The sequence below is a fragment of the Methylobacterium sp. Leaf106 genome, from assembly GCF_001422895.1.
GTDB classification, from domain to species: domain Bacteria; phylum Pseudomonadota; class Alphaproteobacteria; order Rhizobiales; family Beijerinckiaceae; genus Methylobacterium; species Methylobacterium bullatum.
In genome coordinates, this window is record NZ_LMNB01000001.1 from 731,535 (window position 1) to 757,607 (window position 26,073).

At 66.8% G+C, this 26,073-nt stretch carries 24 protein-coding genes; 15 read left to right on the plus strand and 9 right to left on the minus strand.

Annotated elements, in window-relative coordinates:
* The first annotated feature begins 31 nt into the window (after nt 1–31).
* Nucleotides 32–1,888, plus strand: a complete 1,857-nt coding sequence (locus ASF34_RS03625) for a tetratricopeptide repeat protein (protein ID WP_018042384.1) — start codon at nt 32–34, stop codon at nt 1,886–1,888.
* Nucleotides 1,889–1,978: 90 nt separating this feature from the next.
* Nucleotides 1,979–2,854 carry a 4-(cytidine 5'-diphospho)-2-C-methyl-D-erythritol kinase gene (locus ASF34_RS03630; protein WP_056158662.1) on the plus strand — a complete coding sequence of 292 codons (876 nt, stop codon included), beginning with the start codon at nt 1,979–1,981 and terminating at the stop codon, nt 2,852–2,854.
* A gap of 51 nt (nt 2,855–2,905) precedes the next feature.
* Here the strand turns inward: ASF34_RS03630 and ASF34_RS03635 are convergent, their stop codons facing one another.
* Nucleotides 2,906–3,928, minus strand: a complete 1,023-nt coding sequence (locus ASF34_RS03635) for a polyprenyl synthetase family protein (protein WP_056158663.1) — start codon at nt 3,926–3,928, stop codon at nt 2,906–2,908.
* A gap of 206 nt (nt 3,929–4,134) precedes the next feature.
* Between ASF34_RS03635 and ASF34_RS03640 the strand changes: the two genes are divergently transcribed.
* The gene (locus ASF34_RS03640) at nt 4,135–4,359 is read left to right on the plus strand and encodes a putative signal transducing protein (protein ID WP_018042381.1); all 225 of its coding nucleotides are present in this window, start codon (nt 4,135–4,137) and stop codon (nt 4,357–4,359) included.
* Nucleotides 4,352–5,131, plus strand: coding sequence for a tRNA1(Val) (adenine(37)-N6)-methyltransferase (locus ASF34_RS03645; RefSeq protein WP_056158666.1), 780 nt, complete (start codon nt 4,352–4,354; stop codon nt 5,129–5,131). Before ASF34_RS03640 ends, ASF34_RS03645 begins: the two co-directional genes overlap by 8 nt.
* 59 nt (nt 5,132–5,190) lie before the next feature.
* On the opposite strand, the gene ASF34_RS22015 is transcribed toward ASF34_RS03645, so the two are convergent.
* Complete coding sequence (locus tag ASF34_RS22015) at nt 5,191–5,559, minus strand: hypothetical protein (protein WP_081612617.1); 369 nt, start codon at nt 5,557–5,559, stop codon at nt 5,191–5,193.
* A 199-nt stretch (nt 5,560–5,758) separates the two neighbouring features.
* Between ASF34_RS22015 and ASF34_RS03650 the strand changes: the two genes are divergently transcribed.
* Nucleotides 5,759–6,637, plus strand: coding sequence for a S49 family peptidase (locus tag ASF34_RS03650; protein WP_056158668.1), 879 nt, complete (start codon nt 5,759–5,761; stop codon nt 6,635–6,637).
* A gap of 4 nt (nt 6,638–6,641) precedes the next feature.
* On the opposite strand, the gene ASF34_RS03655 is transcribed toward ASF34_RS03650, so the two are convergent.
* Nucleotides 6,642–6,896, minus strand: coding sequence for a hypothetical protein (locus ASF34_RS03655; protein ID WP_056158671.1), 255 nt, complete (start codon nt 6,894–6,896; stop codon nt 6,642–6,644).
* A gap of 216 nt (nt 6,897–7,112) precedes the next feature.
* Between ASF34_RS03655 and ASF34_RS03660 the strand changes: the two genes are divergently transcribed.
* The 3 genes from ASF34_RS03660 (at nt 7,113) to ASF34_RS03670 (ending at nt 10,718) form a co-directional block, all read left to right on the plus strand.
* Nucleotides 7,113–8,060, plus strand: coding sequence for a glycine--tRNA ligase subunit alpha (locus tag ASF34_RS03660; protein WP_018042376.1), 948 nt, complete (start codon nt 7,113–7,115; stop codon nt 8,058–8,060).
* 136 nt (nt 8,061–8,196) lie between these two features.
* Entirely contained in the window at nt 8,197–10,374 is a 2,178-nt protein-coding gene (gene glyS / locus ASF34_RS03665) for a glycine--tRNA ligase subunit beta (protein ID WP_056158673.1), read from the plus strand.
* Between the two features lie 104 nt (nt 10,375–10,478).
* On the plus strand, nt 10,479–10,718 hold the full coding sequence (locus tag ASF34_RS03670) for a hypothetical protein (protein WP_026175680.1): 240 nt from the start codon (nt 10,479–10,481) through the stop codon (nt 10,716–10,718).
* 124 nt (nt 10,719–10,842) lie between these two features.
* Here the strand turns inward: ASF34_RS03670 and ASF34_RS03675 are convergent, their stop codons facing one another.
* Nucleotides 10,843–11,331 (minus strand): GNAT family N-acetyltransferase, encoded by a 489-nt coding sequence (locus ASF34_RS03675; protein WP_056158676.1) that lies wholly within the window; start codon nt 11,329–11,331, stop codon nt 10,843–10,845.
* Nucleotides 11,328–12,896, minus strand: a complete 1,569-nt coding sequence (locus ASF34_RS03680; protein ID WP_056158679.1) for a glucan biosynthesis protein — start codon at nt 12,894–12,896, stop codon at nt 11,328–11,330. Before ASF34_RS03680 ends, ASF34_RS03675 begins: the two co-directional genes overlap by 4 nt.
* An 844-nt stretch (nt 12,897–13,740) precedes the next feature.
* On the opposite strand from ASF34_RS03680, the gene ASF34_RS03685 reads away from it, so the two are divergent.
* Together ASF34_RS03685 and ASF34_RS03690 are read left to right on the plus strand one after the other, a co-directional pair.
* A complete protein-coding gene (locus tag ASF34_RS03685; protein WP_018042371.1) occupies nt 13,741–14,907 on the plus strand; it encodes a type III PLP-dependent enzyme in 1,167 nt (388 codons plus the stop codon).
* Between the two features lie 140 nt (nt 14,908–15,047).
* Nucleotides 15,048–15,593 (plus strand): GNAT family N-acetyltransferase, encoded by a 546-nt coding sequence (locus tag ASF34_RS03690; RefSeq protein ID WP_056158978.1) that lies wholly within the window; start codon nt 15,048–15,050, stop codon nt 15,591–15,593.
* Nucleotides 15,594–15,596: 3 nt separating this feature from the next.
* On the opposite strand, the gene ASF34_RS23055 is transcribed toward ASF34_RS03690, so the two are convergent.
* Entirely contained in the window at nt 15,597–15,764 is a 168-nt protein-coding gene (locus tag ASF34_RS23055; protein WP_187273294.1) for a hypothetical protein, read from the minus strand.
* A gap of 329 nt (nt 15,765–16,093) precedes the next feature.
* Between ASF34_RS23055 and ASF34_RS03695 the strand changes: the two genes are divergently transcribed.
* The 5 genes from ASF34_RS03695 to ASF34_RS03715 all read left to right on the plus strand — a co-directional run bounded on the left by ASF34_RS03695 (nt 16,094) and on the right by ASF34_RS03715 (nt 21,725).
* Entirely contained in the window at nt 16,094–17,539 is a 1,446-nt protein-coding gene (locus tag ASF34_RS03695) for a homospermidine synthase (RefSeq protein ID WP_056158682.1), read from the plus strand.
* Between the two features lie 225 nt (nt 17,540–17,764).
* The gene (locus tag ASF34_RS03700) at nt 17,765–18,331 is read left to right on the plus strand and encodes a Uma2 family endonuclease (protein ID WP_056158685.1); all 567 of its coding nucleotides are present in this window, start codon (nt 17,765–17,767) and stop codon (nt 18,329–18,331) included.
* 35 nt (nt 18,332–18,366) lie between these two features.
* Nucleotides 18,367–18,708, plus strand: coding sequence for a hypothetical protein (locus ASF34_RS03705; RefSeq protein ID WP_056158688.1), 342 nt, complete (start codon nt 18,367–18,369; stop codon nt 18,706–18,708).
* Between the two features lie 125 nt (nt 18,709–18,833).
* On the plus strand, nt 18,834–19,682 hold the full coding sequence (locus tag ASF34_RS03710; RefSeq protein WP_443136516.1) for a DUF1206 domain-containing protein: 849 nt from the start codon (nt 18,834–18,836) through the stop codon (nt 19,680–19,682).
* 75 nt (nt 19,683–19,757) lie between these two features.
* Complete coding sequence (locus tag ASF34_RS03715) at nt 19,758–21,725, plus strand: SDR family NAD(P)-dependent oxidoreductase (RefSeq protein ID WP_056158690.1); 1,968 nt, start codon at nt 19,758–19,760, stop codon at nt 21,723–21,725.
* Here the strand turns inward: ASF34_RS03715 and ASF34_RS03720 are convergent.
* The 3 genes from ASF34_RS03720 to ASF34_RS03730 form a co-directional block, all read right to left on the minus strand.
* A complete protein-coding gene (locus tag ASF34_RS03720; protein WP_056145937.1) occupies nt 21,722–22,651 on the minus strand; it encodes an NAD-dependent epimerase/dehydratase family protein in 930 nt (309 codons plus the stop codon). The genes ASF34_RS03715 and ASF34_RS03720 overlap by 4 nt on opposite strands.
* A complete protein-coding gene (locus ASF34_RS03725; RefSeq protein ID WP_056158693.1) occupies nt 22,648–23,658 on the minus strand; it encodes an MraY family glycosyltransferase in 1,011 nt (336 codons plus the stop codon). Before ASF34_RS03725 ends, ASF34_RS03720 begins: the two co-directional genes overlap by 4 nt.
* Nucleotides 23,659–23,809: 151 nt before the next feature.
* Nucleotides 23,810–25,870, minus strand: a complete 2,061-nt coding sequence (locus ASF34_RS03730) for a protein meaA (protein ID WP_056158695.1) — start codon at nt 25,868–25,870, stop codon at nt 23,810–23,812.
* Nucleotides 25,871–26,073 lie beyond the last annotated feature (203 nt).

Below are 26,073 nucleotides of genomic sequence, written 5' to 3' on the forward strand. Positions count from 1 at the left end.
GGACGATGCGCTACAAACGCGACTGGTGCCCATGAACGGAAACGCCGCGACCCGCCGGACCCTCTCGGCTCTCGCCCTGTGCCTCGCCGCCTCAGTGGCGACGTCGGTCACGGCCCTGGCCGCCCAGCCTCGGGAATCCGCCCCGGTGACGGAATACGAGCCGGCCGAGTCGCTGGAAGGCAACTTCCTCTCCGCTTATATCGCCGGCGCCTCCAAGGACACCTCCGCCGCGGCGAGCTTCTACCGCGAGGCGGTGAAGGCCGACCCACGCAATGCCGAATTGCTCGAGCGCGCCTTCGTGTCGCTGCTCGCCGACGGCGCTCTGCCCGACGCCTTCCGTGCGGCCGAGCGCCTCACCGCCCGCGACGGATCGAACGGCCTCGCCCAGCTCAGCCTCGGAGTCCGCCAGATCAAGGCCGGCCAGTTCGCGCAGGCCCGCCAGAACTTCGCCCGCAGCGGACGGGGTGCTGCTGCCGATCTCACCAGCACCCTCCTGACCGCCTGGGCCTATGCCGGTGCCAATGACGGCAAGCGCGCCCTCGAAGTGGTGAACAAGCTGAAGGGCGAGCGCTCCTACAACACTTTCCGCGACTTCCATGCCGGGTTGATCGCCAACCTCGTCGGCGATCAGGCGGAGGCGGAGCGCCGGCTCAAGGCTGCGTACGACGCGGACCCGAACACGCTGCGCATCGTCGATGCCTATGCCCGGTTCGAAGCGCAGGCCGGTCGGACGGACCTGGCGATCCAGGCCTACACAACCTTCGATCAACTGCTGCCGCGTCACCCGATCGTGCGTGACGCCCTCGACAAGCTCAAGGCCGGCAAGCCCCTGACCCGCCTGGTCAACACGGCACAGGAAGGCGCCGGCGAGGTGCTCTACGGGCTCGGCTCGGCCGGATCGACCCAGGGCGACGAGTTGCCCGCCGTGGTCTATCTGCGCCTTGCCCTCTATCTCGCCCCCGAACACGCCCTCGCCCGCCTCACCCTCGCCGATACGCTCGACCGGATGAAGCAGACCGAGCGCGCCAACGACGCCTATGCGCAGATGCCGGCAACCTCGCCGCTGAAGCTCAACGCCGACATCCAGATCGGCCTCAATCTCGAGCAGCTCGGCAAGGGCGAGGAGGCGATCCAGCTCCTCGACGCCGCCATGAAGGAGCATCCCGACAGCATCGACGTCGTGACCGCCCTCGGCAACGTGCAGCGCTCGCGCAAGAAATACGAGGAGGCGGCGGCCACCTACAGCCGCGCCATCGAACTCATCGGCAAGCAGCCGGCCTCCAATTACTGGACGACGTTCTACTTCCGCGGCACCGCCTACGAGCGGGCCAAGCAATGGCCGAAGGCCGAGGCGGACCTGAAGAAGGCGCTGGAACTGGTTCCGCCGAACCAGCCGGCGGCGCGGGCGCAGGTGCTCAACTACCTCGCCTATTCCTGGGTCGACCAGAACATGAATATCGACGAGGCCTTCACCATGCTGAAGCAGGCCGTCGATGCGAGCCCGCGAGACGGCATGATCATCGACAGCCTCGGCTGGGCCTATTTCCGCCTCGGCCGCTACGATGATGCCGTGCGCGAGTTGGAGAAGGCCATCGAGCTCAAGCCCGGCGACCCGACCATCAACGACCATCTCGGCGATGCTTACTGGCGTTCGGGACGGCGGCTCGAAGGCAAGTTCCAGTGGCAGCACGCCAAGGACCTGAACCCGGAGCCGGACGATCTCGTCAAGATCAACGCCAAGCTCAAGGACGGCCTGCCGGAACTCGAGAAGCCCGCCGCCACCGCCGAGAATCCTCCCGAGGCGGAGAAGGTGAATCCCGATCTGCCGAAGGGCGCTCCGGCTCCGAGCGAGCCCCCTGGCGCGGCCGACAAGAAGACCGGCGGCTGAGACCCGGCTTGACGGGCGGGGGATCGCGGGGCCAGACCGGCCGCGCATTCCCGCGGTCGACAGACCCGCCCCTCTCCGACAGAGCAAGCCGTGCCCAGCCTCGTCACCCGCGCTCCGGCGAAGATCAATCTGACCCTCCACGTCCTCGGCCGTCGTGAGGGGGATGGCTATCACGAGCTAGAAAGCCTCGTGGCCTTCACCGGTTCGGGGGATACGCTGAGTCTGATGCCCGGCGGTGAGCTGACCCTCGACGTTTCAGGATCCACCGCCGGACCGGCCGGTCCCCTCGACGACAACCTCGTGATCCGCGCCGCCAGAGGGCTGGCCAAGGCGATCCCCGGTCTACGTCTCGGCCGCTTTCACCTGGTCAAGCGTCTTCCCGTGGCGGCGGGGATCGGCGGCGGTTCGTCGGATGCGGCCGCAGCCCTGCGGCTGCTGGCGCGCCTCAACGACCTTTCCCTCGATCACCCCGCTGTCGTCCAGGCCGCCCGCGCCACCGGGGCGGACGTTCCCGTCTGCCTCGATCCACGCGGCCGGATGATGCGCGGTGCCGGCGAGGATGTCGGGCCGGCGCTGGGTTTCGCGCCTTTGCCGGCCGTGCTGATTAATCCTGGCGTGCCGGTCGCCACCGCACCGGTCTTCAAGGCGCTGGGGCTGACGGTGGGACAGCGCCATGCAGGCGAGGCCCACCCGCTCCTCGCGCGAGGTCTCGGCTTCGGCGAGATCCTGGCGGCGGTGACGCCGGCTCGCAACGATCTGGAAGCGCCGGCGCTCACGGTCGCCCCCGTCATCGCCGATTCGCTCACGGCCCTGCGCGACCAGCCGGGATGCCGGCTCGCCCGCATGTCCGGCTCCGGCGCGACGGTGTTCGGCTTGTTCGCCACCCGATCCGATGCGGTTCATGCCGCGGTCGCTATCCGGTCAGCACAGCCTTCCTGGTGGGTTCGGGCAGCCTTGCTACGGTGACGGCCCACCCCGGCTCGCGAAACGAACCGGGGTGGGCGAGGCGCTGTCGGCTCAGTGAGCCCGGGCGATGCAGAAATCCACCACCTGCAGCAGGGCCAACTTCATCGGCCCGTTGGGGAACAGCGCCAGGGCATCGCGGGCGATAGCGCCGTAATGGCGCGCCCGGTCGATCGTGTCCTCCAGGGCCCGGTGTTTCCGCAGGATGGCGAGGGCCGTGTCGAGATCGGACTCTTCGACCCGACCGTCTTGGAGTGTACGACGCCAGAAGGTCCGCTCCTCTTCGCTGCCCCGCCGGAAGGCCAGGACGATCGGCAGGGTGATCTTCCCCTCGCGAAAGTCGTCGCCGACATTCTTCCCCATGGAGGCACTGGTGCCGCCGTAGTCGAGAACGTCGTCGATCAACTGGAAGGCGATCCCGAGATTCATGCCATAGGAGCGGCACGCCGCCTGCTCCGCCCTCGGGCGGTCGGCGATCACCGGGCCGACCTCGCAGGCGGCGGCAAACAATTCCGCGGTCTTGGCGCGGATGACCGCGAGGTACTCGTCCTCGGAGGTCTCGGTGTTCTTGGCGGCAGTGAGCTGCATCACCTCGCCCTCGGCGATGACGGTCGCGGCGGCCGAGAGAATATCGAGGGCGCGTAGCGAACCGACCTCCACCATCATGCGGAAGGCCTGGCCGAGGAGGAAATCACCGACGAGCACGCTCGCCTCGTTGCCCCACTTGATCCGCGCCGCGACGCGGCCGCGCCGCATATCGCTCTCGTCAACCACGTCGTCATGCAGAAGGGTCGCCGTGTGCATGAACTCGACGCTGGCGGCGAGCTTCACCGCGCCATCTCCGGCCCCGTATCCGCAGAGATCGGCGGTGGCGAGGGTGAGGATGGGGCGCAGGCGCTTGCCCCCGGAGGCGATCAGGTGATTGGCCACCTCCGGAATCATCGCGACGTCGGACCCGGTCCGCGACAGGATGGTCGCGTTCACGCGTTCCATCCCCTTGGCGACCAGGGCCACAAGATCGTTCAGGCTCGACTCCGGATCGGAGCGGCCCTCATCGAAGGAAACGACGACACCCAAACGCGATGCCTCCCGAGCTTTTTACACCGGGCAGATTCCGGCGGCGTACCCGCCGCTCGGGCCGATCCGCTCGACCGGGCAATCTCCCGTGACCAACATCCACGCGGGCACCCCTTCGCATGCGCGCCGAGGCGCTGCAACATCCCGCGTTTCTCCCTGTATACAAAGGGCGGCGGCGGGAAGCCGCCGATGAGGCGGGTGGACGCATGAGAGAGCTGATCCGGAGCAACGACATCGTCCTCATGGGCTTTGCCGAGTCGCTGCTGCAGGGGGCGGATATCCCGGTCCTGATCGCCGACACACATATGAGCCTGCTCGAAGGCTCGATCGGCGCGTTCGCCCGCCGTCTGCTCGTGCCCGACGATCATGCGTCCGATGCGCGACGTCTGCTGGAGGACGCCGGTCTGGCGCACGAACTGCGCGATGCGTGATGTGAGCATCGAGGAAGCGGTCCCCGAGGCCGTGACCGCCGATCTGTGGCTCGGCGGCCGTCTTTGCCTGTATCAGCCGCCGCGCGGGGACCATCGCGCCGGCACGGATGCCGTGCTCCTGAGCCGAATCGTGCGACCGCCACCGGGGGCGGTCGTCATCGATGTCGGCGCGGCCACCGGGGCGGTGGGGCTGGCGGTGGCCACCTACCAGGCGGCGGCGAAGGTCATCCTGGTTGAGCGTGATCCGGACCTCGTCGGCCTCGCGGCGAGGAACATCCACGGGAACGGTCTCGATGGCCGGGTCGGGGTAACCGCCGCCGACATTCTCTCGGTCGAGAGCCGGAGGGCAGCCGGCCTATCGTCGAACATGGCGGATCTGGTCCTGACCAACCCGCCCTTTTTCGAACCCCGGCGTCACAGGCCATCGCCGATCCCGGGAAAGGCCTCGGCCCATACGTTTTCCGACGGTGATCTCGAAGCCTGGATCAAAGCCTGTCTCGACCTCCTGAAGCCGGGCGGGACGCTCGGCCTCGTGCATCGCGCCGATGCCCTGCCGGATTGCCTCGCCGCCTTGCAGAGGCGCTTCGGAGGGATCGTCGCGAGGCCGGTCCAGGCTCGAATCGAGCGGCCCGCGATCCGGGTATTGATGACGGGAATCAAGGGAAGCCGCGCGCCGTTCACTCTGGCGCCCCCCCTCATCCTGCAGGAAGCCGACGGTGCGATGACACCGGAGGCGGATGCACTTCACCGCGGGCTGTCCTGGCCACCCTGATGATCTTCGCGGCGAGGAAGGACTTCCTCGCCGCGAACCGCTTGTTTCAGAGCATCTGCTCAGTAGAAACGGCGCCAGTGATGATGGCGGCGGTGCCAGTGATGGCGATGCCAGTGATGACGCCGGTGCCAATAAGGCCGGCGCCATCCATAGGCCGGACGGTGGTAGCCATAGATCGGGCGGTAGTAGCGCGGCCGCCAGTAGTGCCGGCGGTAGCCGTAATGCGGACGGTGCCAGTAATGGCGCCGGTGCCAGTGATGCCGGCGGTGCCAGTGGTGCCGACGCCAATGCGCCTTCTCCACGAGTTCCGTTCCGGCGGCTCCCGCGACGGCTGCGATGGGTAGCGGCGCCGCGCGGGCCTGGGACAGGGACCCGTAGGCCCCTCCCAGCACCCCGACCAGAACGATCATCCACGTCACGATACGCATGATGGTCAGTCTCCCTGTTTCAGCGGTCCGCATCTCGGTGGCCGTCGGCCTGCGGCCGAGTGCTGCGATACCGGACGAGTGAAACAGCGAAGCCTGTAAAATGGTTCGATCGTCTCCATTTCGTGGTGTCTGGACCGGAAGCGAGGGCCGTCCCACGCTTCCATGCCGACGACCTCCCCGTTCAACCGAGACGAGACCGATGCCTCTGGCCCTACCGCGCTTCCTTCACCCGCTCGTCCCGAAGGCATGGCGTGGCCGCAAGCCCATGGTTGCGGTCATCCGCCTCAGCGGTGTCATCGGCGCTGCGTCACCCCTGCGGTCCGGCCTCTCCATGGCGACGGTGGCGTCCAGCCTGGAAAACGGCTTCGGAATGGCGGGCGTGTCCGCAGTGGCGCTCGTCATCAACTCGCCCGGTGGCTCGCCAGCGCAATCCCACCTCATCCACCGGCGCATCCGCGCGCTCGCCGTGGAGAAGAAGCTGCCCGTCTATGCCTTTGTCGAGGATGTGGCCGCCTCCGGCGGGTACATGATCGCCTGCGCGGCTGACGAGATCATCGCCGATCCGACGTCGCTGATCGGATCGATCGGGGTGGTCTCGGCCGGTTTCGGCTTCGACAAGCTCATCGAACGGATCGGCATCGAGCGCCGTGTCCATACCCAGGGCGAGGCCAAGGCCATGCTCGATCCGTTCCGCCCTGAGAATCCCGAGGACATCGTGCGCCTCAAGGCGATCCAGGCCGACGTGCAAGATCTCTTCACCTCGCTCGTCAGCGAGCGAAGGCCCGCCGTGAGGGCGGGTGGCGAGAACCTTTTCACCGGTGCCGTCTGGACGGGGCGCCAGGCATTGCCCCTGGGGCTGGTCGATTCGTTGGGAGACGTGCGAACCACGCTGAGGGCCAGATTCGGAGACGATGTCGTCCTGAAGTTGATCGCCGAGAAGCAGGGCTCGTTCATTGGCCGGCTGCTGCGCCGGGCCGTGCCGGGCTCGACCATCACCGGACTCACCGGCAACGGTCTTGCCGCCGACGCCCTCGCCGTGATCGAGGAGCGCGCCGCCTGGGCGCGCTACGGGCTGTGAGCACTCAGCGGAGCGCGACCGTGCAGGCCGAAGGCGGTGCACCGTAGCCGGAGTAGACCACCCGGACCTTGCGGGTGCAGGTCTCGGTCGCAGCGGGGGCCGGCACGGAGGACACCTCGATCGCCGTCACGGGCGCCGGCATGGCGACGATGTCGGCCTTGTCGGTGGTCGCGAGGGCGTTCGAGGCTCCGACGACGAAGGGCGTAGCGGCCAAGGATGCTGCGAAGAGTGCGGCGAATACAGTGATCGACTTGCGCATGGTCCGACTTCCGCAATGCTCGCCGCTCTTTGCGAGCCGGCTGATCCCTTGATTTGTGCTAAGAACCAGCGACAAGCGAGACAGTTCCGGCGATAAACCCGATCGTGGCGAAAATGTGTGCCGCCGCGCACCCGCATTCGCGGAACGGCTCGGCTTGACTCCGCAAGCCCGCCTCTTAAACGCTGCCGCCCTTTCCCGCTGACCGGAAGCTTCCCCATGTCGAGCGCACAAGCCCTGCCGAGCGCTGTCGATCTCGCACCCAGGACCTCGTTCCAGGGTCTGATCCTGACGCTGCAGAATTTCTGGGCCGCGCAGGGCTGCGTGATCCTCCAGCCCTACGACATGGAAGTGGGGGCCGGCACGTTCCATCCCGCCACCACCCTGCGGGCGCTCGGCCCCAAGCCCTGGAAGGCGGCCTATGTCCAGCCCTCGCGACGCCCGAAGGACGGCCGCTACGGCGAGAACCCCAATCGGCTGCAGCACTATTACCAGTTCCAGGTGATCCTGAAGCCGAACCCGCCGAACCTGCAGGAACTCTACCTCGCTTCCCTCGACGCCATCGGCGTCGACCTCAAGCTCCACGACATCCGCTTCGTCGAGGACGATTGGGAGAGCCCGACCTTGGGGGCCTGGGGGCTCGGCTGGGAATGCTGGTGTGACGGCATGGAGGTGAGCCAGTTTACCTATTTCCAGCAGGTCGCCGGGATCGAGTGCGCGCCGGTCGCGGGCGAACTCACCTACGGTCTCGAGCGCCTCGCCATGTACGTCCAGGGCGTCGAGAACGTCTACGACCTGAACTTCAACGGCGGCACGGGCGACGACAAGGTCACCTATGGCGACGTCTTCCTCCAGGCCGAGCAGGAATATTCGCGCCACAATTTCGAGGCGGCGGACACCGCGATGCTGTTCCGCCAATTCACCGACGCGGAGAAGGCCTGCCGCACCTATCTCGATGCCGGCGCTCCGGAGGATGACGCGGGGCGGCACAGGATGGCGCAGCCGGCCTACGACCAGTGCATCAAGGCGAGCCACGTCTTCAATTTGCTCGATGCCCGCGGCGTCATCTCGGTGACCGAGCGCCAAAGCTACATCCTGCGGGTGCGGGAACTGGCCAAGGCCTGTGGCGCGGCGTGGCTGAAGACGGCGGGTGGCGGCGTGGCGTGAAAGGATAGGTAATTTATAGTGATCGGTCATTTTCTGAAAGATACCCAATCACTTCCATACCCTAGCTGACAGATCGATGGCCGCAACAGTCGCGCCAACGACATCCTGACTATCAATTCGGACGCGACCTGAACCCATGCCTGATCTCCTCCTCGAACTGCGCTCCGAAGAGATTCCCGCCCGCATGCAGCGGCGGGCCGCGGAAGACCTGCGGAAGCTCGTCACCGACGCGCTGGTGGAGCGCGGCTTCCTCTACGAGGGCGCCAAGGCCTTCTCCACGCCGCGCCGCCTCGCCTTGCACGTGGCCGGGCTGCCGCCGCGCGGGAAGGACGTGCGCGAGGAGCGCAAGGGGCCTCGCGTCGGCGCGCCGGACGGGGCGATCCAGGGATTCCTGAAGAGCGCGGGCCTGACGAGCCTCGATCAGGCGACCACCGTCACCGACCCGAAGAAGGGCGAGTTCTACGTGGCCGTGATCGAGCGTCCCGGCCGGGACACGATCGACGTGCTGGCCGAGATCCTGCCGGCGATCATCAAGAGCTTCCCCTGGCCGAAATCCATGCGCTGGGGCGCGGCCTCGGCCCAGCCGGGCTCCTTACGCTGGGTGCGCCCGCTGCAATCGATCGTGGCGACCTTCGGCCCCGAGACCGAGACACCCGAAATCGTGCCTTTCTCCGTGGACGGGATCGCGGCCGGCACCACCACCTACGGACACCGCTTCCTGGCCCCGGACGCCATCGAGGTGCGGCGGTTCGACGATTACATCCAGGCCCTCGAGCGCGCCAAGGTCGTCCTCGACCCGGAGCGGCGCAAGGACATCATCCTGCACGATGCCCGCGACCTCGCTTTCGCGCGCGGCCTCGAACTCGTGGAGGACGAGGGGCTGCTCGACGAGGTCGCCGGCCTCGTGGAATGGCCGGTGGTGCTCCTCGGGACCTTCGATCCGAGCTTCCTCGACATCCCCGCCGAGGCGATCCGCGCCACCATCCGGGCCAACCAGAAGTGCTTCGTGCTCCGCGAGTCCGGCTCCGGCACCCTGGCTCCCGCCTTCATCCTGGTCTCGAACCTCGCCGCCAGCGACGGCGGCATCGCGATCACGGGCGGCAACGAGCGCGTGGTGCGCGCCCGCCTTTCGGACGCGAAATTCTTCTGGGAGACCGACAAGGCGATCCGCCTCGAAGACCGGCTGGCGAAACTCGACAGCATCGTTTTCCACGAGAAGCTCGGGACCCAGGGCGAGCGGGTGGCGCGTATCGCGGCGCTTGCGCGCGGCATAGCACCGATCATCGGCGCTGATGTACAACTCGCCAGTCGCGGCGCTCGGCTCGCGAAAGCCGATCTCGTTACCGAGATGGTCGGCGAGTTCCCGGAACTGCAGGGGCTCATAGGGCGCAAGTATGCGACGTTGCAGGGCGAGCATCCCAGTGTCTGTGCGGCGTTGGAAGAGCACTACAAACCTGTGGGTCCGTCGGACCGCGTGCCCACCGATCCTGTTTCCGTCGCCGTCGCCTTGGCCGATAAGTTCGATACTCTTGCCGGCTTCTGGTCGATCGATGAGAAGCCCACCGGGAGCAAAGACCCCTATGCACTTCGACGGGCGGCCCTCGGCGTGGTCCGGCTCATTTTGGAGAATGGCCTGCGCCTAAAGCTCCGCGACGACGTGCTGAAGGACGCTTTCTATGTTCAGAACAAACGCCACGTCGCCGTCATATCCCTCTCCGGGGATGACGGCCGCGATATGGCCGCGCCGGACGACCACGGGAACCTAGAAGATCCTCTTCCGGGCGATCTCCTCGTTTTCTTCGCAGACCGCTTGAAAGTTTACCTCCGCGACCAGGGCGCCCGCCACGACCTGATCGACGCCGTCTTCGCCCTGCCCGGCCAGGACGACCTCCTCATGGTCGTCCGCCGCGTCGAGGCGCTTGGCCAGTTCCTCGAGACGGACGACGGCAAGAACCTGCTCGCCGGTTACAAGCGCGCGGCCAACATCCTCCGGATCGAGGAGAAGAAGGACGGGCGCTCCTACGAGGCCGAGCCCGACCGCGCCGCCATCGCGGCTTCCGGTGAGCCGGAGGAACAGGCCCTGTCCGAGGCGCTGGTGGCCGCGCGTGACGCCGCCTCCGCGGCCGTGGCGGCGGAGGATTTTTCGGGGGCCATGCGCGCGCTCTCGATCCTGCGCGCGCCGGTGGATGCCTTCTTCGAGAAGGTCATCGTCAATGCGGACGATCCGGCCTTGCGCGAGAACCGCCTCGCCCTGCTCAATGCCCTGCGGGCGGCCACCCGCGAGGTCGCCGATTTCTCGAAGATCGAGGGATAGCCCGTCGCGAGACGCAAGCGGGAGAATTCGGCAATTCAGGATCGAAGACGGGAACGGTCTAGCTCGCCCCGTCGTTGGGGCGCATGGTTTCGAAGGAGATGTCCATGCGTCAATCGATCCTCACCACCGCCGCGTTGCTGACTCTCTTCGGCGCCTCGGCGGTCCAGGCCCAGACCACCATCATCGAGCGTGAGGTGCCCGAGCGCGTCATCGTCGAGCGGCCGGAATCCGAGACCCGTACCGTCGAGACCCGTGAGACCCGAGACGGCTGTCGGGTCAAATCGGTGACCCGCGAGAATGAAGAGGGTGACCGCAAGACGGTGACCCGCGAATCCTGCGACTGAGCCGCTACTAAACCGTTCGCTGTCTCGGATAGGACAACGAACCCCCGTCCGTCGTTCCGGGTCCTGCCATGCGGCCCGGGATGACGGTATGGGAAGGCATGAGGTCGATGCCCGCGACGGCTAACTACAAGGCCTTCTCGTAGCGCCACGCTTCCATGCCGTCCTCGTAATAGTCTTCGAGGATGGCGAACCGGGCGTAGCCATGGCGCTCATAGAGGCGAATGCCGGCGCCGTTATCGGCCCTCACCTCCAGCCGCAACATCATGCAGCCATGCGCTTTTGCATCGGCCTCGGCTGCGTCCAGCATGATGCCGCCGAGCCCCTGGCCGGCGCGTCCGGGGGACACCGCGATGGAGGAGAGTCGGCAACTGCGGCTTCCCTTGCGGCGCTCCAGCGCGGCCGCCGCCACCAAGATCGAGCGGTCTTCGGCGTCAAGCGCCACCAGCAACGACATTGATGGAGAGCCGATGGCGTGGCGGATCGCCCGCCGTTCCGCCCGGTCTCCGGAAAACGCCGCGTGTTCCAGCGCGACCAGGGCATCGAGATCGCCCAACGTCGCCGGGCGGATCGTGACCGGAGCGACCGTCTGCCGTTTATGGGCTTGGACGCTCACGCTGCGGTCCAGGGATAGACCCAGGTTTCCGACAACGCTCGACCGCCGGCGCGCAGGAAGGCGCGGAGATCGGTTGACTGATCCGCCGCGTCGAGGGTGATGTCGATTGCTGCCCGCAACCCGCCAATATGAGGATTCGGGGTGATCGAAGTGGCGGTGATCCGTCCCCGCGAGGCATCGGCCACCACCTCCACCTTGCTCGGGTCGGGGAGATAATAAGGCAGTTCGCCCCCGGCGAAATCGATGAGGAAGCGGCGGCTCAGCGTCCCTTTGGCCTCCTCCCCCTTGGCGGCACCGCTGGCGCTGGTGGCGGCCAGGAAGGTATTCGCCACATACCCGCCCGGATGCAGCCTGGTGTTCGAACTCCTGGCGCGCACCCGGTACGACATGCGGACCGGTTCGCCGGCCGGATAAGGCTGCTTCGGACGCCAATAGGCGACGATGTTGTCGTTGACCTCGGTGTCGGTCGGCAGTTCCATCAGGGTCACGGCGCCCTCGCCCCAGCCGCCTTCGGGTTCGACGAAGTAGCTCGGCCTCCGTCCATAGGAAGCCTCGAGATCCTGGTAGGATTCGAAGGCGCGGTCCCGCTGCATCAGTCCGAACCCCTTCGGATCGCGATCGACGAAGGACGAGATGCGTCGCGCCTTCGGATTGTCCAGGGGGCGCCAGAGCCATTCGCCCGATCCGGCCGCGATCTGAAGACCATCGGAATCGTGGAGCTCGGGCCGGTAATCGTCGGAGTGGTGCCGGTCGTTCTCGCCGATGAAGAACATCGAGGTCAGCGGCGCGACGCCCACCGATGGGAGCGCGACCCTTGGGATCAGCGTCGAGCGAACGGCGACGCTGGTCTCGTCGCCGGGCTTGACGGTGAAGGCGAAGGCCCCGGTCACCGAGGGGCTATCGAGGAGGGCATGGACCAGCAGGGCGTCGGCGTTGGTCTCCGGCATCGTCACCCAGAATTCGCGGAAGACCGGGAATTCCTCCGGGGCGCCCTCCCCCTCCACATTGAGGGCGAGGCCCCGAGCCGAGAGGCCGTAGAGCTGATCGCGCCCGAGGAAGCGGTAATAGCTGGCGCCGAGAAACACGATGAGTTCGTCGAGCAGGTTCGGCTTGTTGAGGTAGCTGTGGAAGCGGAGGCCGGCAAAGCCGAGATCGACGGGCAGAGGCTTGTCGAGCTTCGTCCGACCCATGTCGAACAGGCTCGACTGATAGGCGATAGGAGTCGCGATTCCACGCCGCACGAGGTTCACGGTGACAGGGCGCGTGTAGAGAAAGCCGACATGGAAAAGCTGCAGCCGGAACGGGCTGTTCTCGCCGCCGAGAAAGGCCTTGTCGGGCTTGAAACGAATGTCACGCCAAGCGTCGTAATCGAGCTTTGCGATGGGAGCCGGAAGGGGCGGTACGCGGGCATCGTAGGCGACCTTGGCGAGTTCCTCGGCGCGCCGTTCCACCTCCTCGAAATCGAAGGGTTTGGGTGCGCGTCCCTCCTGCGCCGTCGACGCGGTGCCGGCGACGGACAGGGCGGCGATCCCGGTGAGAAGCGCGCGGCGGGTGGGCTCGGTCATGATCCTGCGGCTCCGGCCGGTGGTGAGGGACGATCGGGCTTCCCCGCACGGCCCCATCCAACCACCTCATCCTGGGATGCCCGTCTCGGAGGGCCTCGAAGGAGCCCTCCAGAGGCCGCCATGCGTGCTGGAGCCCTCCTTCGAGGCCTCCGCAGCACTCCGTGACCCCAGGATGAGGAAGTGGATTGGAATGGTTCGATCAGCATGAAAACCGCTTGCTCAATGACCCGTTCGCGGCCCCTTGAAAAGAGCTCGCGCGATGGAGTGAGCCTTCGCGGCCACAATGCCGGGGAACGGCGGTGTTTTTGCGGGCTCGGGACCGTTTTTCCTTGTTGCGGAGTCGCATGAGACGTATATGCGCCTTGCCCAATTTCGCACGTGCCTGTGGCCGCGTGTCGGTTGGTGGGCATCCGGCCAACTGCCGGACAGCCGCCAGGGGTCTTAAAGGATCGATGGTCGACAGGGTGGATTCCCTCCGGCCGGCATCCAGGTGGCAACACCGGACCCCGACAACAACCGGCAGCCGGAGGCGAAACCGGCGAACCCCGCTCTCCACGGGGGACGCAGCTTAAAGCAACGACGAACGGGCTTTTTTGGTCTCGTCGGCCCTCCAAAGGCCGGCACCGAAGAGGCTTGTTTCTCTTTGCCCGGCGTGCGGTGGGGATCTCCCTTCCAATCCACGGCAGCTTCCGGGTGCTGATGCGCCCGCGGTCGACGACGTGTCTCCAAAGCACGCCGCCCATCGCGTTGCATCGCCCCCCGACGCCGGACGGCTGATCGCCGTCCCGATTTCGACAGCGCGCCCCACGAACGGGCGCTCGCGAACCTGTGGGTTGGAACGACCATGACCGATCGTATCCGCGATTTTCTGCGCGCTCGCCGTGACATGGGCCAGGACGAAGGCCCGGTGATGGTGCTCGACCTCGATGTCGTGCGCGACAACTTCACGGCCTTCGCCCGCGCGCTGCCCGATACCCGCGTCTTCTACGCGGTGAAGGCGAACCCGGCTCCGGAAGTGCTGCGTCTGCTCGCCGAGATGGGCTCCTGCTTCGACACGGCCTCCGTGGTCGAGGTCGAGATGGCGCTTGCCTCCGGCGCCACGGCCGACCGGATCTCCTTCGGCAACACCATCAAGAAGGAGCGCTGCATCGGTCGCGCTCTCAAACTCGGCGTGCGCCTGTTCGCCGTCGATTGCGAGGCCGAGGTCGAGAAGATTTCCCGCGCCGCCGATGCGGTCGGTATCGAAGCCGGCGAGGTCCAGGTGTTCTGCCGCATCCTCTGCGACGGTGCAGGCGCCGAATGGCCCCTGTCGCGTAAGTTCGGCTGCGTGCCGGAGATGGCCGTCGACGTACTCGAGCATGCCTGCCGCCAGGGCCTGCACGCCTATGGCGTGTCGTTCCATGTGGGCTCGCAGCAGGGCAACATCGAAGCCTGGGACGGGGCGCTCGCCTCCGCCTCCACGATCTTCCGCGAATGCGCCGATCGCGGCATCGCCTTGTCCATGGTCAATCTCGGCGGCGGCTTTCCCACCAAGTATCTCAAGGCCGTGCCGGGGGTCGAATCCTACGGAGACGCGATCTTCCGCGCGCTCACCAAGCATTTCGGCAACCAGCTGCCCGAAACCATCATCGAGCCCGGTCGCGGCATGGTCGGCAATGCCGGCATGATCGAGGCCGAGGTGATCCTTGTCTCGAAGAAGTCCGATGCCGAGGACGAGATCCGCTGGGTCTATCTCGACATCGGCAAGTTCGGCGGGCTCGCCGAGACCATGGACGAATCGATCCGCTACGCGATCCGCACCGAACACGACGAGGATCGCATGTCTCCCTGCGTGCTCGCCGGCCCAACCTGCGATTCCGCCGATGTGCTCTACGAGAAGGTGCCCTACCCGCTCCCCGTCTCGCTTTCCATCGGCGACAAGGTGCTGATCGAAGGAGCCGGGGCCTACACCACCACCTATGCGGCGGTGGCGTTCAATGGGTTCCCGCCCCTTCAGCAATACGTCATCTGACCGCGATATCATCGTCGGCCGAACGGCTCCATGGTCGTTCGGTAGCGGACGCGGACGGTTCCGTCGCCCATCTCCGGCGCAGAACCGCCCGCCGTCACGTCAGTTGGGTTACCCGGCAGGACCTGGGAAAGGGCATGGCCTTGATCGAAATTCGCGACGAACGGCCGACCGATCTATCGGCTCGGGAGCAGCTGCTCGATACCTGCTTCGGACCGGCGCGATTCCTTAAGGCCTCCGAGCGTCTGCGCGAGGGACGCCTACCTGCCAACGGTCTGGCACTGACCGCGGAACTGAGCGGCCGAGTCGTCGGCACCGTTCGTTTGTGGCACGTGGAGGCAGGGCTCGGGCGGCCTGCCCTGCTGTTGGGGCCGCTCGCCGTCGATCCCTCGCTTCGGGGCCACGGCCTCGGCAGCACCCTGATGTGGGCCTCCATCGGCAGGGCGCGCGCCCTCGGTCACGGCGCCATCGTCCTCATGGGCGATGCGCCGTATTATGCCCGTTTTGGTTTTTCCGGTGATCTGATGACCGGGCTGTCCATGCCCGGCCCGTTCGAACGGGCACGGTTCCTCGGTCTCAATCTCCGCAAGGGCGCCCTCGACGGGGCGAGCGGCATTCTCTCCGCTTCAGGCACCCTCGAAGAGGCTGCCTGTCCGGAGAGATTGGATGCACGACGACAGGCGGCGTGAGCGCTAGATGGCGGTGGTGGTCGTCGCCTGGTCGCAACGGCGGCGGAAGGCTGCATCGTGCTGGCGGCGCACGGCGCGGATCAAGGCCGCAGCGAGGGTGATGACGCCGGGATCGCGATCGATCGGCTCTTCGGCCGGCGCGGGGGTGTTAGCGATAAACAAGGATAACATCGGAACTCCGTCATTTGGCGTTCTGGCGTTTTCCGTCCCTTCAGGTGTGTCTCTGCCGTGTTTGTTGCATCGCAATATCGGTGCGGCGCCGACCGTTCGCAACGGCATCCAACGGGAGGGCGACCCGCGTCTGAATCATGTGTCGACGTAACTTCATGTTAATGATCTTCCCGCTTGGGCCTCTCGTGGTCCACGAGGCGGTAGGCGACGACGTGGTTGACCGCACGCCCTCGACCGGCCACTAGCCCGTCGCCTGACCGTCATTTCCGCCGACTAAGGACGTGCCTCGCTCGTGAGTTCGAGCGGGGCCGAGAAGAAGGATTGCCCGCATGACCGAAGCCGCCACCTCCTGGCCCGTCCACGGCCGCATCAGCGGTCCCATCGTGATGATCGGCTTCGGCTCGATCGGTCGCGGGACCCTTCCGCTCATCGAGCGTCATTTCGAATACGACAAGGCGCGCTTCACCGTCGTCGAGCCCTCCGATGCGCATAAGGCCCTGGCCGATCAGCATGGCCTGCGCTTCGAGCAGGTGGCGCTGACCAAGGACAATTACCGCGAGGTCCTCACGCCCCTCCTCACCGAGGGCGGCGGCCAAGGCTTCTGCGTGAACGTGTCCGTGGACACCTATTCCCGCGCCATCATGGAATTGTGCCGCGAGCTCGGCGCCTTCTACATCGACACCGTCGCCGAGCCCTGGCCCGGTTTCTACTTCGACAAGTCCAAGAGCCAGGGCGACCGCACCAACTACGCCCTGCGCCAGGATATCCTCGATGCGCGCGCCGCCAATCCCGGCGGCACCACCGCCGTCTCGTGCTGCGGCGCCAATCCCGGCATGGTCTCGTGGTTCGTCAAGCAGGGGCTTCTCAACGTCGCCTCCGATCTCGGCCTGACCACGCCCGAGCCGAAGACCCGTGACGAGTGGGCCGCCCTCATGCGCGAAGTCGGCGTGAAGGGCATCCATATCGCCGAGCGCGACACCCAGCGCGCCAAGGGCCCGAAGCCCATGGGCGTGTTCGTCAACACCTGGTCGGTGGAAGGTTTCGTCTCCGAGGGCAACCAGCCGGCCGAGCTCGGCTGGGGTACCCACGAGACCTGGCGCCCGGACAATGCCCGCGACCAGGAGAAGGGCTCGCGCTGCGCGATCTACCTGCTCCAGCCCGGCGCCGACACCCGCGTTCGCTCGTGGACCCCGACGGCCCAGAGCCAGTTCGGCTTCCTCGTGACGCATAACGAAGCCGTGTCGATCTCCGATTACTACACGGTGCTGGAGGGCGAGCGCGCCGCCTACCGCCCGACCTGTCACTACGCCTACCACCCCTGCAACGACGCCGTGCTCTCGCTCCACGAGATGTTCGGCAAGGCCGCCGAAGTGCAGGAGAAGCACCACATCCTCGACGAGAACGAGATCGTCGATGGGATCGACGAACTCGGCGTGCTCCTCTACGGCCACGAGAAGAACGCCTATTGGTTCGGCTCGCAGCTCTCCATTGAGGAGACTCGCCGCATCGCTCCCTACCAGAACGCCACCGGCCTTCAGGTGACCTCGGCCGTGCTCGCGGGCATGGTCTGGGCACTGGAGAACCCGGAAGCCGGCATCGTCGAGGCCGACGAGATGGATTTCCGCCGCTGCCTCGAAGTGCAGATGCCGTATCTCGGCCCTGTCGTCGGCGTGTACACCGACTGGACGCCGCTCACCGGCCGTCCGGGCCTGTTCCCCGAGAACATCGACGAGACCGACCCCTGGCAGTTCCGGAACGTCCTCGTTCAGAGCTGAACGGACGAACGGGGCGCGGGATCGTACTCCCCGCGCTCCGTGCCCTCTGCTTGGCGCCGAGGGTCAGGCCATGGTCGGCGAGGACCATCGCCACGTCTTTCCTCAGGCCTCGCTGTGGAGCCCGGTATCCCGCCCGAGCACGACTGCATAGCGGCTTGCTCTGCACGGATGTTGCAGGGTTCCGGCGGGATGCTACCATCCCGTATCCGATCGGGAGCCCCCGCCATGGCCGTCGCCGCGCGCCGCGATACCCGCATGACCGTCGCCGAGTTCCGCACCTGGGCCGAGCCCCGGCCCGACGAGGAACGCTGGGAACTGATCGACGGCATAGCCCTGCCGATGTCGCCGCCCTCTGCGCGCCACCAGCGCATCGTTTCCAACCTGATCCGGCGCCTCGACGAGCTCGCGGAACGCCGGGGCTGCAACGCGCTTCCCGGCCTCGGCGTGCTCAGCGCGGCGATGGACGATTTCGCGCCGATCCCCGACATCGTCGTGACCTGCGGCCCGCTGGGTCAGGACGGCTATACCAGCGACCCTTTGCTGGTGGCCGAGGTCCTGTCGCCGAGCACGATGAGTCTCGATCGTGGCCGCAAGACCGATTTCTACCGCTCTGTGCCGAGCCTGCGGACCTTCCTCATCGTTTCGCAGGACGAGGTCAGAGTCGAGGCTTGGCGCCGGACCGAGGCGGGGAGCTGGACGGTCGAGGCTCTGTACCGTGACGACAGCCTCGACCTTCCCGAACTCGGTGGCGCCGTGCCAGTCGGCACCCTCTATATCGGACTGCCCCTCTGAGCTTCCCATCGCCCTCGCCGCGTCAGGTCCCGCCCTTGCCCCACTTTGAAGATTTCTACGCCGACAAGCTGCGCGGTTCTCTGGGAGTCACCGATGCGGAATCCGTTCTCGACCTGCGCGGGACGAATCGTCCGACGGCCGAAGCATCCTTGAACGACATGCTGGAGCGCAGTCGCTTCGGCAAAGGCAAGACCGTGGCGATCCGCTTCGATCCCCCGCCGGAAGGAGGCGGAGAGACCTTGTTCCAGCCCGTTGGGCGGCTGTTGCTCGATGCGAAGCGCAAGGGGATCGTAGACAGGCTCCAGACCCTTCCGGCCGGAGACGGCCTCGGATTCTATGTGGCCCTCGCCGGGAAGACGACGCGTTCGAACGAGTAGGAGGAGCGGGTCTCGCGCCCGCAATGAAGTGAGGGCCATGCCGGAGCGGTCCGAGACCGATCGGCGTTGAGGATGGTACGGCACATTCGGCCGTCTCCGAAGCACGCCATCGTGAAGGGCACCTCGTGAATCGACTGGGCCGCAATACCATCGAGCGTCTGGCGCGCATGGGGTTCGGTGCGCGAGGCATCGTCTACTGCATCGTCGGCGGGCTGGCGCTTCTCGCGGCACTAGGCCACGGCGGTCGAGCGGGCGACAGCGAGAGTGCGATCCGCTGGGTCTTCCTCGGCCCGTTCGGGGTCATCCTCGTCGGCCTTATCGCTTTGGGTCTGTTCGGCTTCGCGACTTGGCGCCTCGTCGAATCCGTTACCGACGCCGACTGCCATGGGACTTCTGCGAAGGGGATCGTGGTTCGTCTGGCCCATTTTGGCAGTGGCATCGTCGCAGCCGGCCTCGGCATCACCGCGGCGAGCCTTGCCCTCGGCCTGGGCCGAAGCGCGGGTGGCGGCGACGGCTTGCAGGACTGGACCGCCTGGCTCCTGGCGAAGCCGTTCGGTCCCTGGCTCGTCGGCCTGATCGGCCTCGGAATCATCGGCGGCGGGATCGCCTTTCTAGTGAAGGCCTGGAAGGGCGATGTCACGGATCGACTCGCCCTTGACGAAGCCCATTGCCGATGGGTCAAGCCGCTCGGCCAGTTCGGTTATGGCGCTCGCGGGATCGCGTTCCTCATCATCGGCGGCTTCGTCATCGTCGCTGCCTGGTACCAGGCCTCCTCGGAGGTAAAGGGTCTGGCCGGCGCCTTCTCGGCCCTGCGGTCTCAACCCTATGGTGCGGCTCTCCTCGGCGTCGTTGCGGCGGGGCATCTCGCTTTCGGCGTGTTCGGTCTCATCCAGGCACGGTATCGGCACATCGACGCGCCGGACCTGGACGAAACCGACGATGCGGTCAGGAGTGCGGTGCAGTCCTTGACGTGATGGGCGGCTTCTCGGTTCGCGGATGCGTTGACAGAGAGGCATCCCGTCGCCGATACCGCGCCCGGCCCGGAGCCCATGAAGCAGCGCATCTACAAGTCGGCGGTGATGGTGGTCCACGATTGCGTGGCGACCGTCCTGGCCGTGACCCTCACCTTCGTCTTTCGGTTCAACGGTGAGTTGCTCTCCGAACGCTTGCACGCGCTCCCGATTCTTCTCCCGCCTTTCGTCGGCTTCGCCGCGCTGGTCTACAGCTGGTTCAAGCTCTACCGAACCAAGTGGCGCTTCGCCTCGCTCCCCGATCTTGCCGGGATCGTACGTGCGGCCAGCGTGCTTGCCCTGACTCTTCTCGTGGTCGATTACGTGCTCGTTTCCGCGAGCATGTACGGTTTCTACTTCTTCGGAAAGATCGCCATCGCCCTGTATTGGGTGCTGCAGATCTTCCTGTTGGGCGGCACCCGGCTTGCCTTCCGCTACCTGAAATATTCTCGCTCGCGGCAGAGCCAGGCTCGCGGCGCCACGACCCCGACGCTGCTGCTGGGACGCGGCAGGGATATCGAGCTTCTCCTTCGGGCCATCGAAGCGGGCTCGGTGCGACACCTGTCCCCCAAGGGCATCCTGTCGCCGCGCAGCAACGAGACCGGACAGATCATGCGCGGCGTCCCGGTGCTCGGTGGATTTTCGGAGCTCGAACGCGTCGTCGCGAACCTCGCCGCCGAGGGATCTCCCGTGCGCCGCCTCGTCGCCGTGCCCAACGCCCTGACGCCCGAGGCCGGCCCCGACGACCTGATCGCCCGCGCCCGGCGGCTGGGCGTCCCGCTCTCTCGGGTCACGAGTCTCGGCGAGGGGATGCGCGATGCCGAACTGGCGCCCCTGGAGATCGAGGATCTGCTCCTTCGGCCCACCGTGTCCATCGACCGGCCGCGCCTGGAACGATTCCTCAAGGGAACGCGCGTCATCGTCACCGGAGGCGGCGGCTCGATCGGCTCGGAGATCGTCGCCCGGGCCGTCGCCTTCGGCGCGGCTTCGGTCCTGGTCGTGGAAAATTCCGAGCCAGCCCTCCACGGCATCCTGAGCCAGCCAGCCATCGCGGCGGCAGATGTGACCGGCGCTCTGTGCGACATCCGCGACCGGGAGCGTCTGCAGGGCGTCTTCGCCGACTTCCGGCCGGATTACGTGTTCCACGCCGCTGCCCTGAAGCAGGTGCCGTATCTGGAGCGGGACTGGCCCGAGGGCATCAAGACCAACGTCCTCGGTTCCATCAACGTGGCGGATGCGACGGTCGCCGCCCGCGCCCGCGCCATGGTGATGATCTCCACCGACAAGGCCATCGAGCCGGTCTCCCAACTCGGCGTCACCAAGCGTCTGGCGGAGATGGTGGCTCAGGCTCTCGATGCCGAGCAGGCCGTCGCGCCGCAGGAAAATCCGACCCGGCTGATCGCGGTGCGGTTCGGCAACGTGCTGGGCTCCGTTGGGTCGGTGGTCCCGGTGTTCAAGGCGCAGATCGCGCGGGGCGGCCCGGTCACCGTCACCGATGCGGAGATGGTGCGCTATTTCATGACCGTGCGCGAGGCCGCCGACCTCGTTCTCACCGCCGCCTCCCACGGCGACCGCGAGGGACGCTGCCTCTCCCTGACCACCCCCGAATCCGACCAGCGCGCGGCGGTCTACGTGCTGAAGATGGGCCAGCCCGTGCGCATTCTCGATCTCGCCGAGCGCATGATCCGGCTCGCCGGATTCGAGCCCGGCGAGGATATCGAGGTGGTCTTCACCGGATCGCGGCCGGGAGAGCGCCTGAACGAAATCCTGTTCGCCCGCGAGGAGCCGCGTGTCGCCCTCGACGGGATCGACGGCGTCATGGCGGCCAAGCCCGTCTTCGCCGACAGGTCCGTGTTGGAAAGCTGGATCGCGGCGTTGAAGCGGGCGGTGGAGACCCATGACAGGGCCGCCGCCGACCTGGTGTTCGAGACCGCCATTCCGGATTATCGCAACCGGCCGAAATGCGTCCCCGAGCCGAAGCCGGCCCCGGTGACCGTGCCGGCTTAAGCTGCCGTATCGCCGCGGGACAGGGCGGCGAGCCCTTCGGAGGAGGTCTGAGCGGGCGTCCACCCCAGCGCCGACAGCCCGTCGGAACATGCTACGAGATCCCCCGACAGGCGCTCGAAGACCTCTCCCCGACCCGTCACCCGGCAGGCCAGGCCGAGCAGGCTCGGCGGACAGGGAACGAGGCCGGCGCGCCGGCCCAGGCCCGCCCTCAACGCTGCGATCATCTCGGGCAATCTCAGCGCGTCGGGTTCGGCCGCCACCAGGGAACGGCCGAGCGGCCCTCGGTGGCGCAAGACCGTAACGATGGCGGCCGACAGGTTTTCCACCGAAATCAGCGACCGGCGCCCCGTCAGACTCGCGAACGGCAGGGGATAGGGCGTGCGTGCGAGCCGCAGGAGTGCTGCCATGTTGCCCTTCACCCCCGCGCCGTAGACGAGGACCGGACGCAGGGCGACCCAGTCGATCCCGATCTCGGCCAGGGCTGCCTCGGCGGCGAGTTTCGAGCGGCCATAGGCATCCGTGGGATTTGGCCGATCGTTTTCAGTGATGGCTCCCGCCGCGCTGATTCCCGTCTGTGCCCTGATCGAGGAGAGAAACACGAAGCGCCCGACCCGCGCCTTGGCTGCGGCTTCGGCGAGACGTCGCGTCGCCTCGATGTTCGAAGAGCGGTAATCGTCCTCCGGCGTGCCGGACATGGCATGGGCGAGGCCAGCGGAATGAACGATGGCGTCGACGCCGGACAACGCCGCCGCCATGTTCATGGGACGGCTCAAATCGCCCACTACGGCCCCGCTGGCGCCGGGAGGCAGCTCGACCGGGCGGCGCAGAAGCACCCGTACCCGGTAGCCCTGATCGGATAGAGAGCGCAGCAGGTGGCGGCCGATGAAGCCGGTGGCACCGGTGAGCGCGATGACGTTTCCGCTCAAGGGGCTTTTCCTCTTTGCATCGTCGAGAACTGCCGCAGCACCAGGGCGACGAGGGCCGTGCCCGCGCCCATCGCAATGAGCGTGACGAGCGGGGACGGCCAAAGCAAGGTCGTCCCCGCAAGGATCGCCAGGGCGACGTCGAGCAGGAAGACCCGGGTGACGACCTCCATCACCGAGAAGCCGTTCGTGGTGGCGCGCTGGTAGAAATGGCTGCGATGCGCCTGCCAGACTGGCTCGCCCTTGGTGGCACGGCGCAGCAGCGTCAGCGTGGCATCGGCGAGGTAGTAGAATGGAAGCAGGATGGCGGCCGCCAGCCCGCCCTGCAGGCTCAACCGATACAGAAGCCACGCCACGAGAAGGCCGATGGGAAGGGAGCCGACATCGCCCAGGAACAGGCGGGCCACCGGGCGATTGAAGGGCGCGAATCCGATCAACGCACCGAGGAGGGATGCGGCGACGAGGGTCGGCAACGGCGGCAGACCGCCAACGAGTCCGAGGAGCATGAGCGCGCCGGTGACCGGCACCATGGCCGAGACCGTCATCCAGTCGAGCCCGTCCATGAAGTTCGTGAGGTTCACGAACCACACGCCGGCCAGGACCGCGAAAGCCCGTTCGGCGGCGAGCGGCACGTCCGGGAGCAGCCGGCCATCCACGGACAGGACGAGAGCTGCCACGACGAGCGTCTGGAGACCAAGCCGGAGGGAGGCCGGCAGCGGCCGGATGTCGTCCACGGCGCCGACCACGGCGAGGATCAGGGTCGCGTGAGCCAGGACCAGCGCTTCCATCGCGTCCGGCATCGGCGGCGTCAGCGACGCAAGAAGCCCGCAGGCGGCAAGGATCGCGAAGACGATGGCGATGCCCGCACCCTGGGGCGTCGGGACGCTATGGCTCGACCGAGCGATCGGACGCGCAAGGGCGTATCGCTGTAGGAGTGGTTTCAGAAGGACAATCAGCACCGCGCTGAGGCCGGCAGCCAGCGGTACGGCGACGAGCGGCGCGAAGGGCATTGTCGTGTGAGGTTCCGCTGGTGTCGACGGGTCGTGCGCACGCCGTACTTCGCCTCACCTCGGGAGAGAAGTGCCCCGTGCTCGGGACCGGCACCTCTCCCCCGCCCGTTTCGCAGACGCCCTCCCCCAAATCGGAGAGGGATATGCGGCGCTAGAATACCGTCTCACCACCCCTGACGGAGGAGCCGCCGATCCCGGCGGCGGCGTCCGCCTTCTCGGCGGCGCGCTTGTCGAGGGCGCGGCCCACCACCTTGGCGATGCCGATCATGATCGTGTCGAGGATGTAGTCCTTCGGCGTGTAGACCGCCGTGACACCCATGTTCTTGAGCACGAGTTCGTCCTCCGGCGAGATGATGCCGCCGACGACGAGGGGGACGTGGTCGAGGCCCGCCTCCCGCATCTTCGCCTTCACGTCGCGCACCAGGGGAACGTGGCTGCCGGACAGGATCGACAGGCCGACCACGTGGGCGCCGGTCTCCTTGGCTTTCGCCACGATCTCGGCCGGGGTCTGGCGGATGCCGTCATAAGTCACGTCGAACCCGACGTCGCGGGCACGAAGCGCGATCTGCTCGGCGCCGTTCGAATGGCCGTCGAGGCCGGGCTTGCCGACGACGAGCTTGGGCGTCTCGCCCAGGCGCTCGCCGAGATCGGCGATGAGGAGCTTGGCGTCCTCGGCGGCACCCGAGGAGATCGTCTCGAGGCTGACGCCGGTGGGGGCGCGGTATTCGCCGAAGACCTGGCGCAGGCGCGTGCCCCATTCGCCGGTGGTGACGCCGGCCTTCGCCGCCGCGATCGAGACCGGCATGATGTTGGCGCCCGAGCGCGCGGCGGCTTCGAGCTCGTCGAGGGCCTCCTCCACGGCCTTGCCGTCACGCTTGGCCCGCCAGTCGCGGATGCGCTGCTCGGCTTCCATCTCCACCGTCTCGGAGACCGTGAAGATGGCGCCCTCCCCGGCCGTGAGGGGTGAGGGCTCACCGGCCTGGAACTTGTTGACGCCGACGACGACCTGATCGCCCGCCTCGATGGCCGAGATGCGCTTGGCGTTGGATTCCACAAGGGCGCGCTTCAGCGCCCCGGTCTCGACCGCCGCCACCGCGCCGCCAATGCCGCCGATCTCCTTAAGCGCCGCGCGGGTCTCTTCCTTGAGGGATTCGACCTTGGCGTCGATGACCTTCGAACCGTCGAAGATGTCGTCGTATTCGAGGAGGTCCGTTTCGAAGGCGAGGATCTGCTGCATGCGCATGGACCATTGCTGGTCCCAGGGGCGCGGCAGGCCGAGAGCCTCGTTCCAGGCCGGCAGCTGCACGGCACGGGCGCGGGCGCGTTTCGACAGGGTGACGGCCAGCATCTCGATGAGGATGCGGTGGACGTTGTTCTCGGGCTGCTGCTCGGTGAGCCCGAGGCTGTTGACCTGAACGCCATAGCGAAAGATGCGCTTCTTCGGGTCGGTGATGCCGTAGCGCTCCTGGGCGATCTCGTCCCAGAGTTCCGAGAACGCCCGCATCTTGCAGATCTCGGTGACGAACCGCATGCCGGCATTCACGAAGAACGAGATGCGGCTGAACACGTCGGCGAAGCTCGCCTCGTCGAAATCGGGGTCGTCGCGCACCGTGTCGAGCACTGCGATGGCGATAGCCAGCGCGTAGGAGAGCTCCTGCACCGGCGTCGCTCCGGCCTCCTGCAGGTGGTAGGAACACACGTTCATCGGGTTCCACTTCGGCACTTCCTTGGTCGTGAACAGGATCACGTCCTTGGTCAGGCGAAGCGAAGGCGCGGGCGGGAACACATAGGTGCCGCGCGAGAGATACTCCTTGATGATGTCGTTCTGGGTCGTGCCCTGGAGGCCGGCGAAGGGCACGCCCTGCTCCTCGGCCACCGCGAGATAGAGCGACAGCAGCCACGGCGCCGTGGCGTTGATCGTCATCGATGTGTTCATTTGCGAGAGCGGGATCTGGTCGAACAACGCCCGCATGTCGCCGAGATGCGCGATCGACACGCCGACCTTGCCGACCTCGCCGCGCGCCAGTTCGTGGTCGGGATCGTAGCCGGTCTGGGTCGGCAGATCGAAGGCCACCGACAGGCCGGTCTGACCCTTGGCGAGGTTGCCTCGGTAGAGGGCGTTCGATTCCTTGGCGTTGGAATGGCCGGCATAGGTCCTGATGATCCAGGGCTTGTCGCGCTTGACCTCGGCGACGGTCGCACTCGCGCTCATTCCACTGACTCCACTCGATTCCAACGGCCGCGCCATCTCGCGCTTATTGTGCGGCACCCTATCCAAGCCTCGGGCGTCCGTCATCTGGCCGAAGGTCGGACTTCTCGGCTCATGGCTCAGAATGTTTCGAAAAATTCTAGACGCCAGGATCAAGCGAATTAAAGGACGCCGCACGACAAGGCAGATGCGAAGTCGCTCTAAAG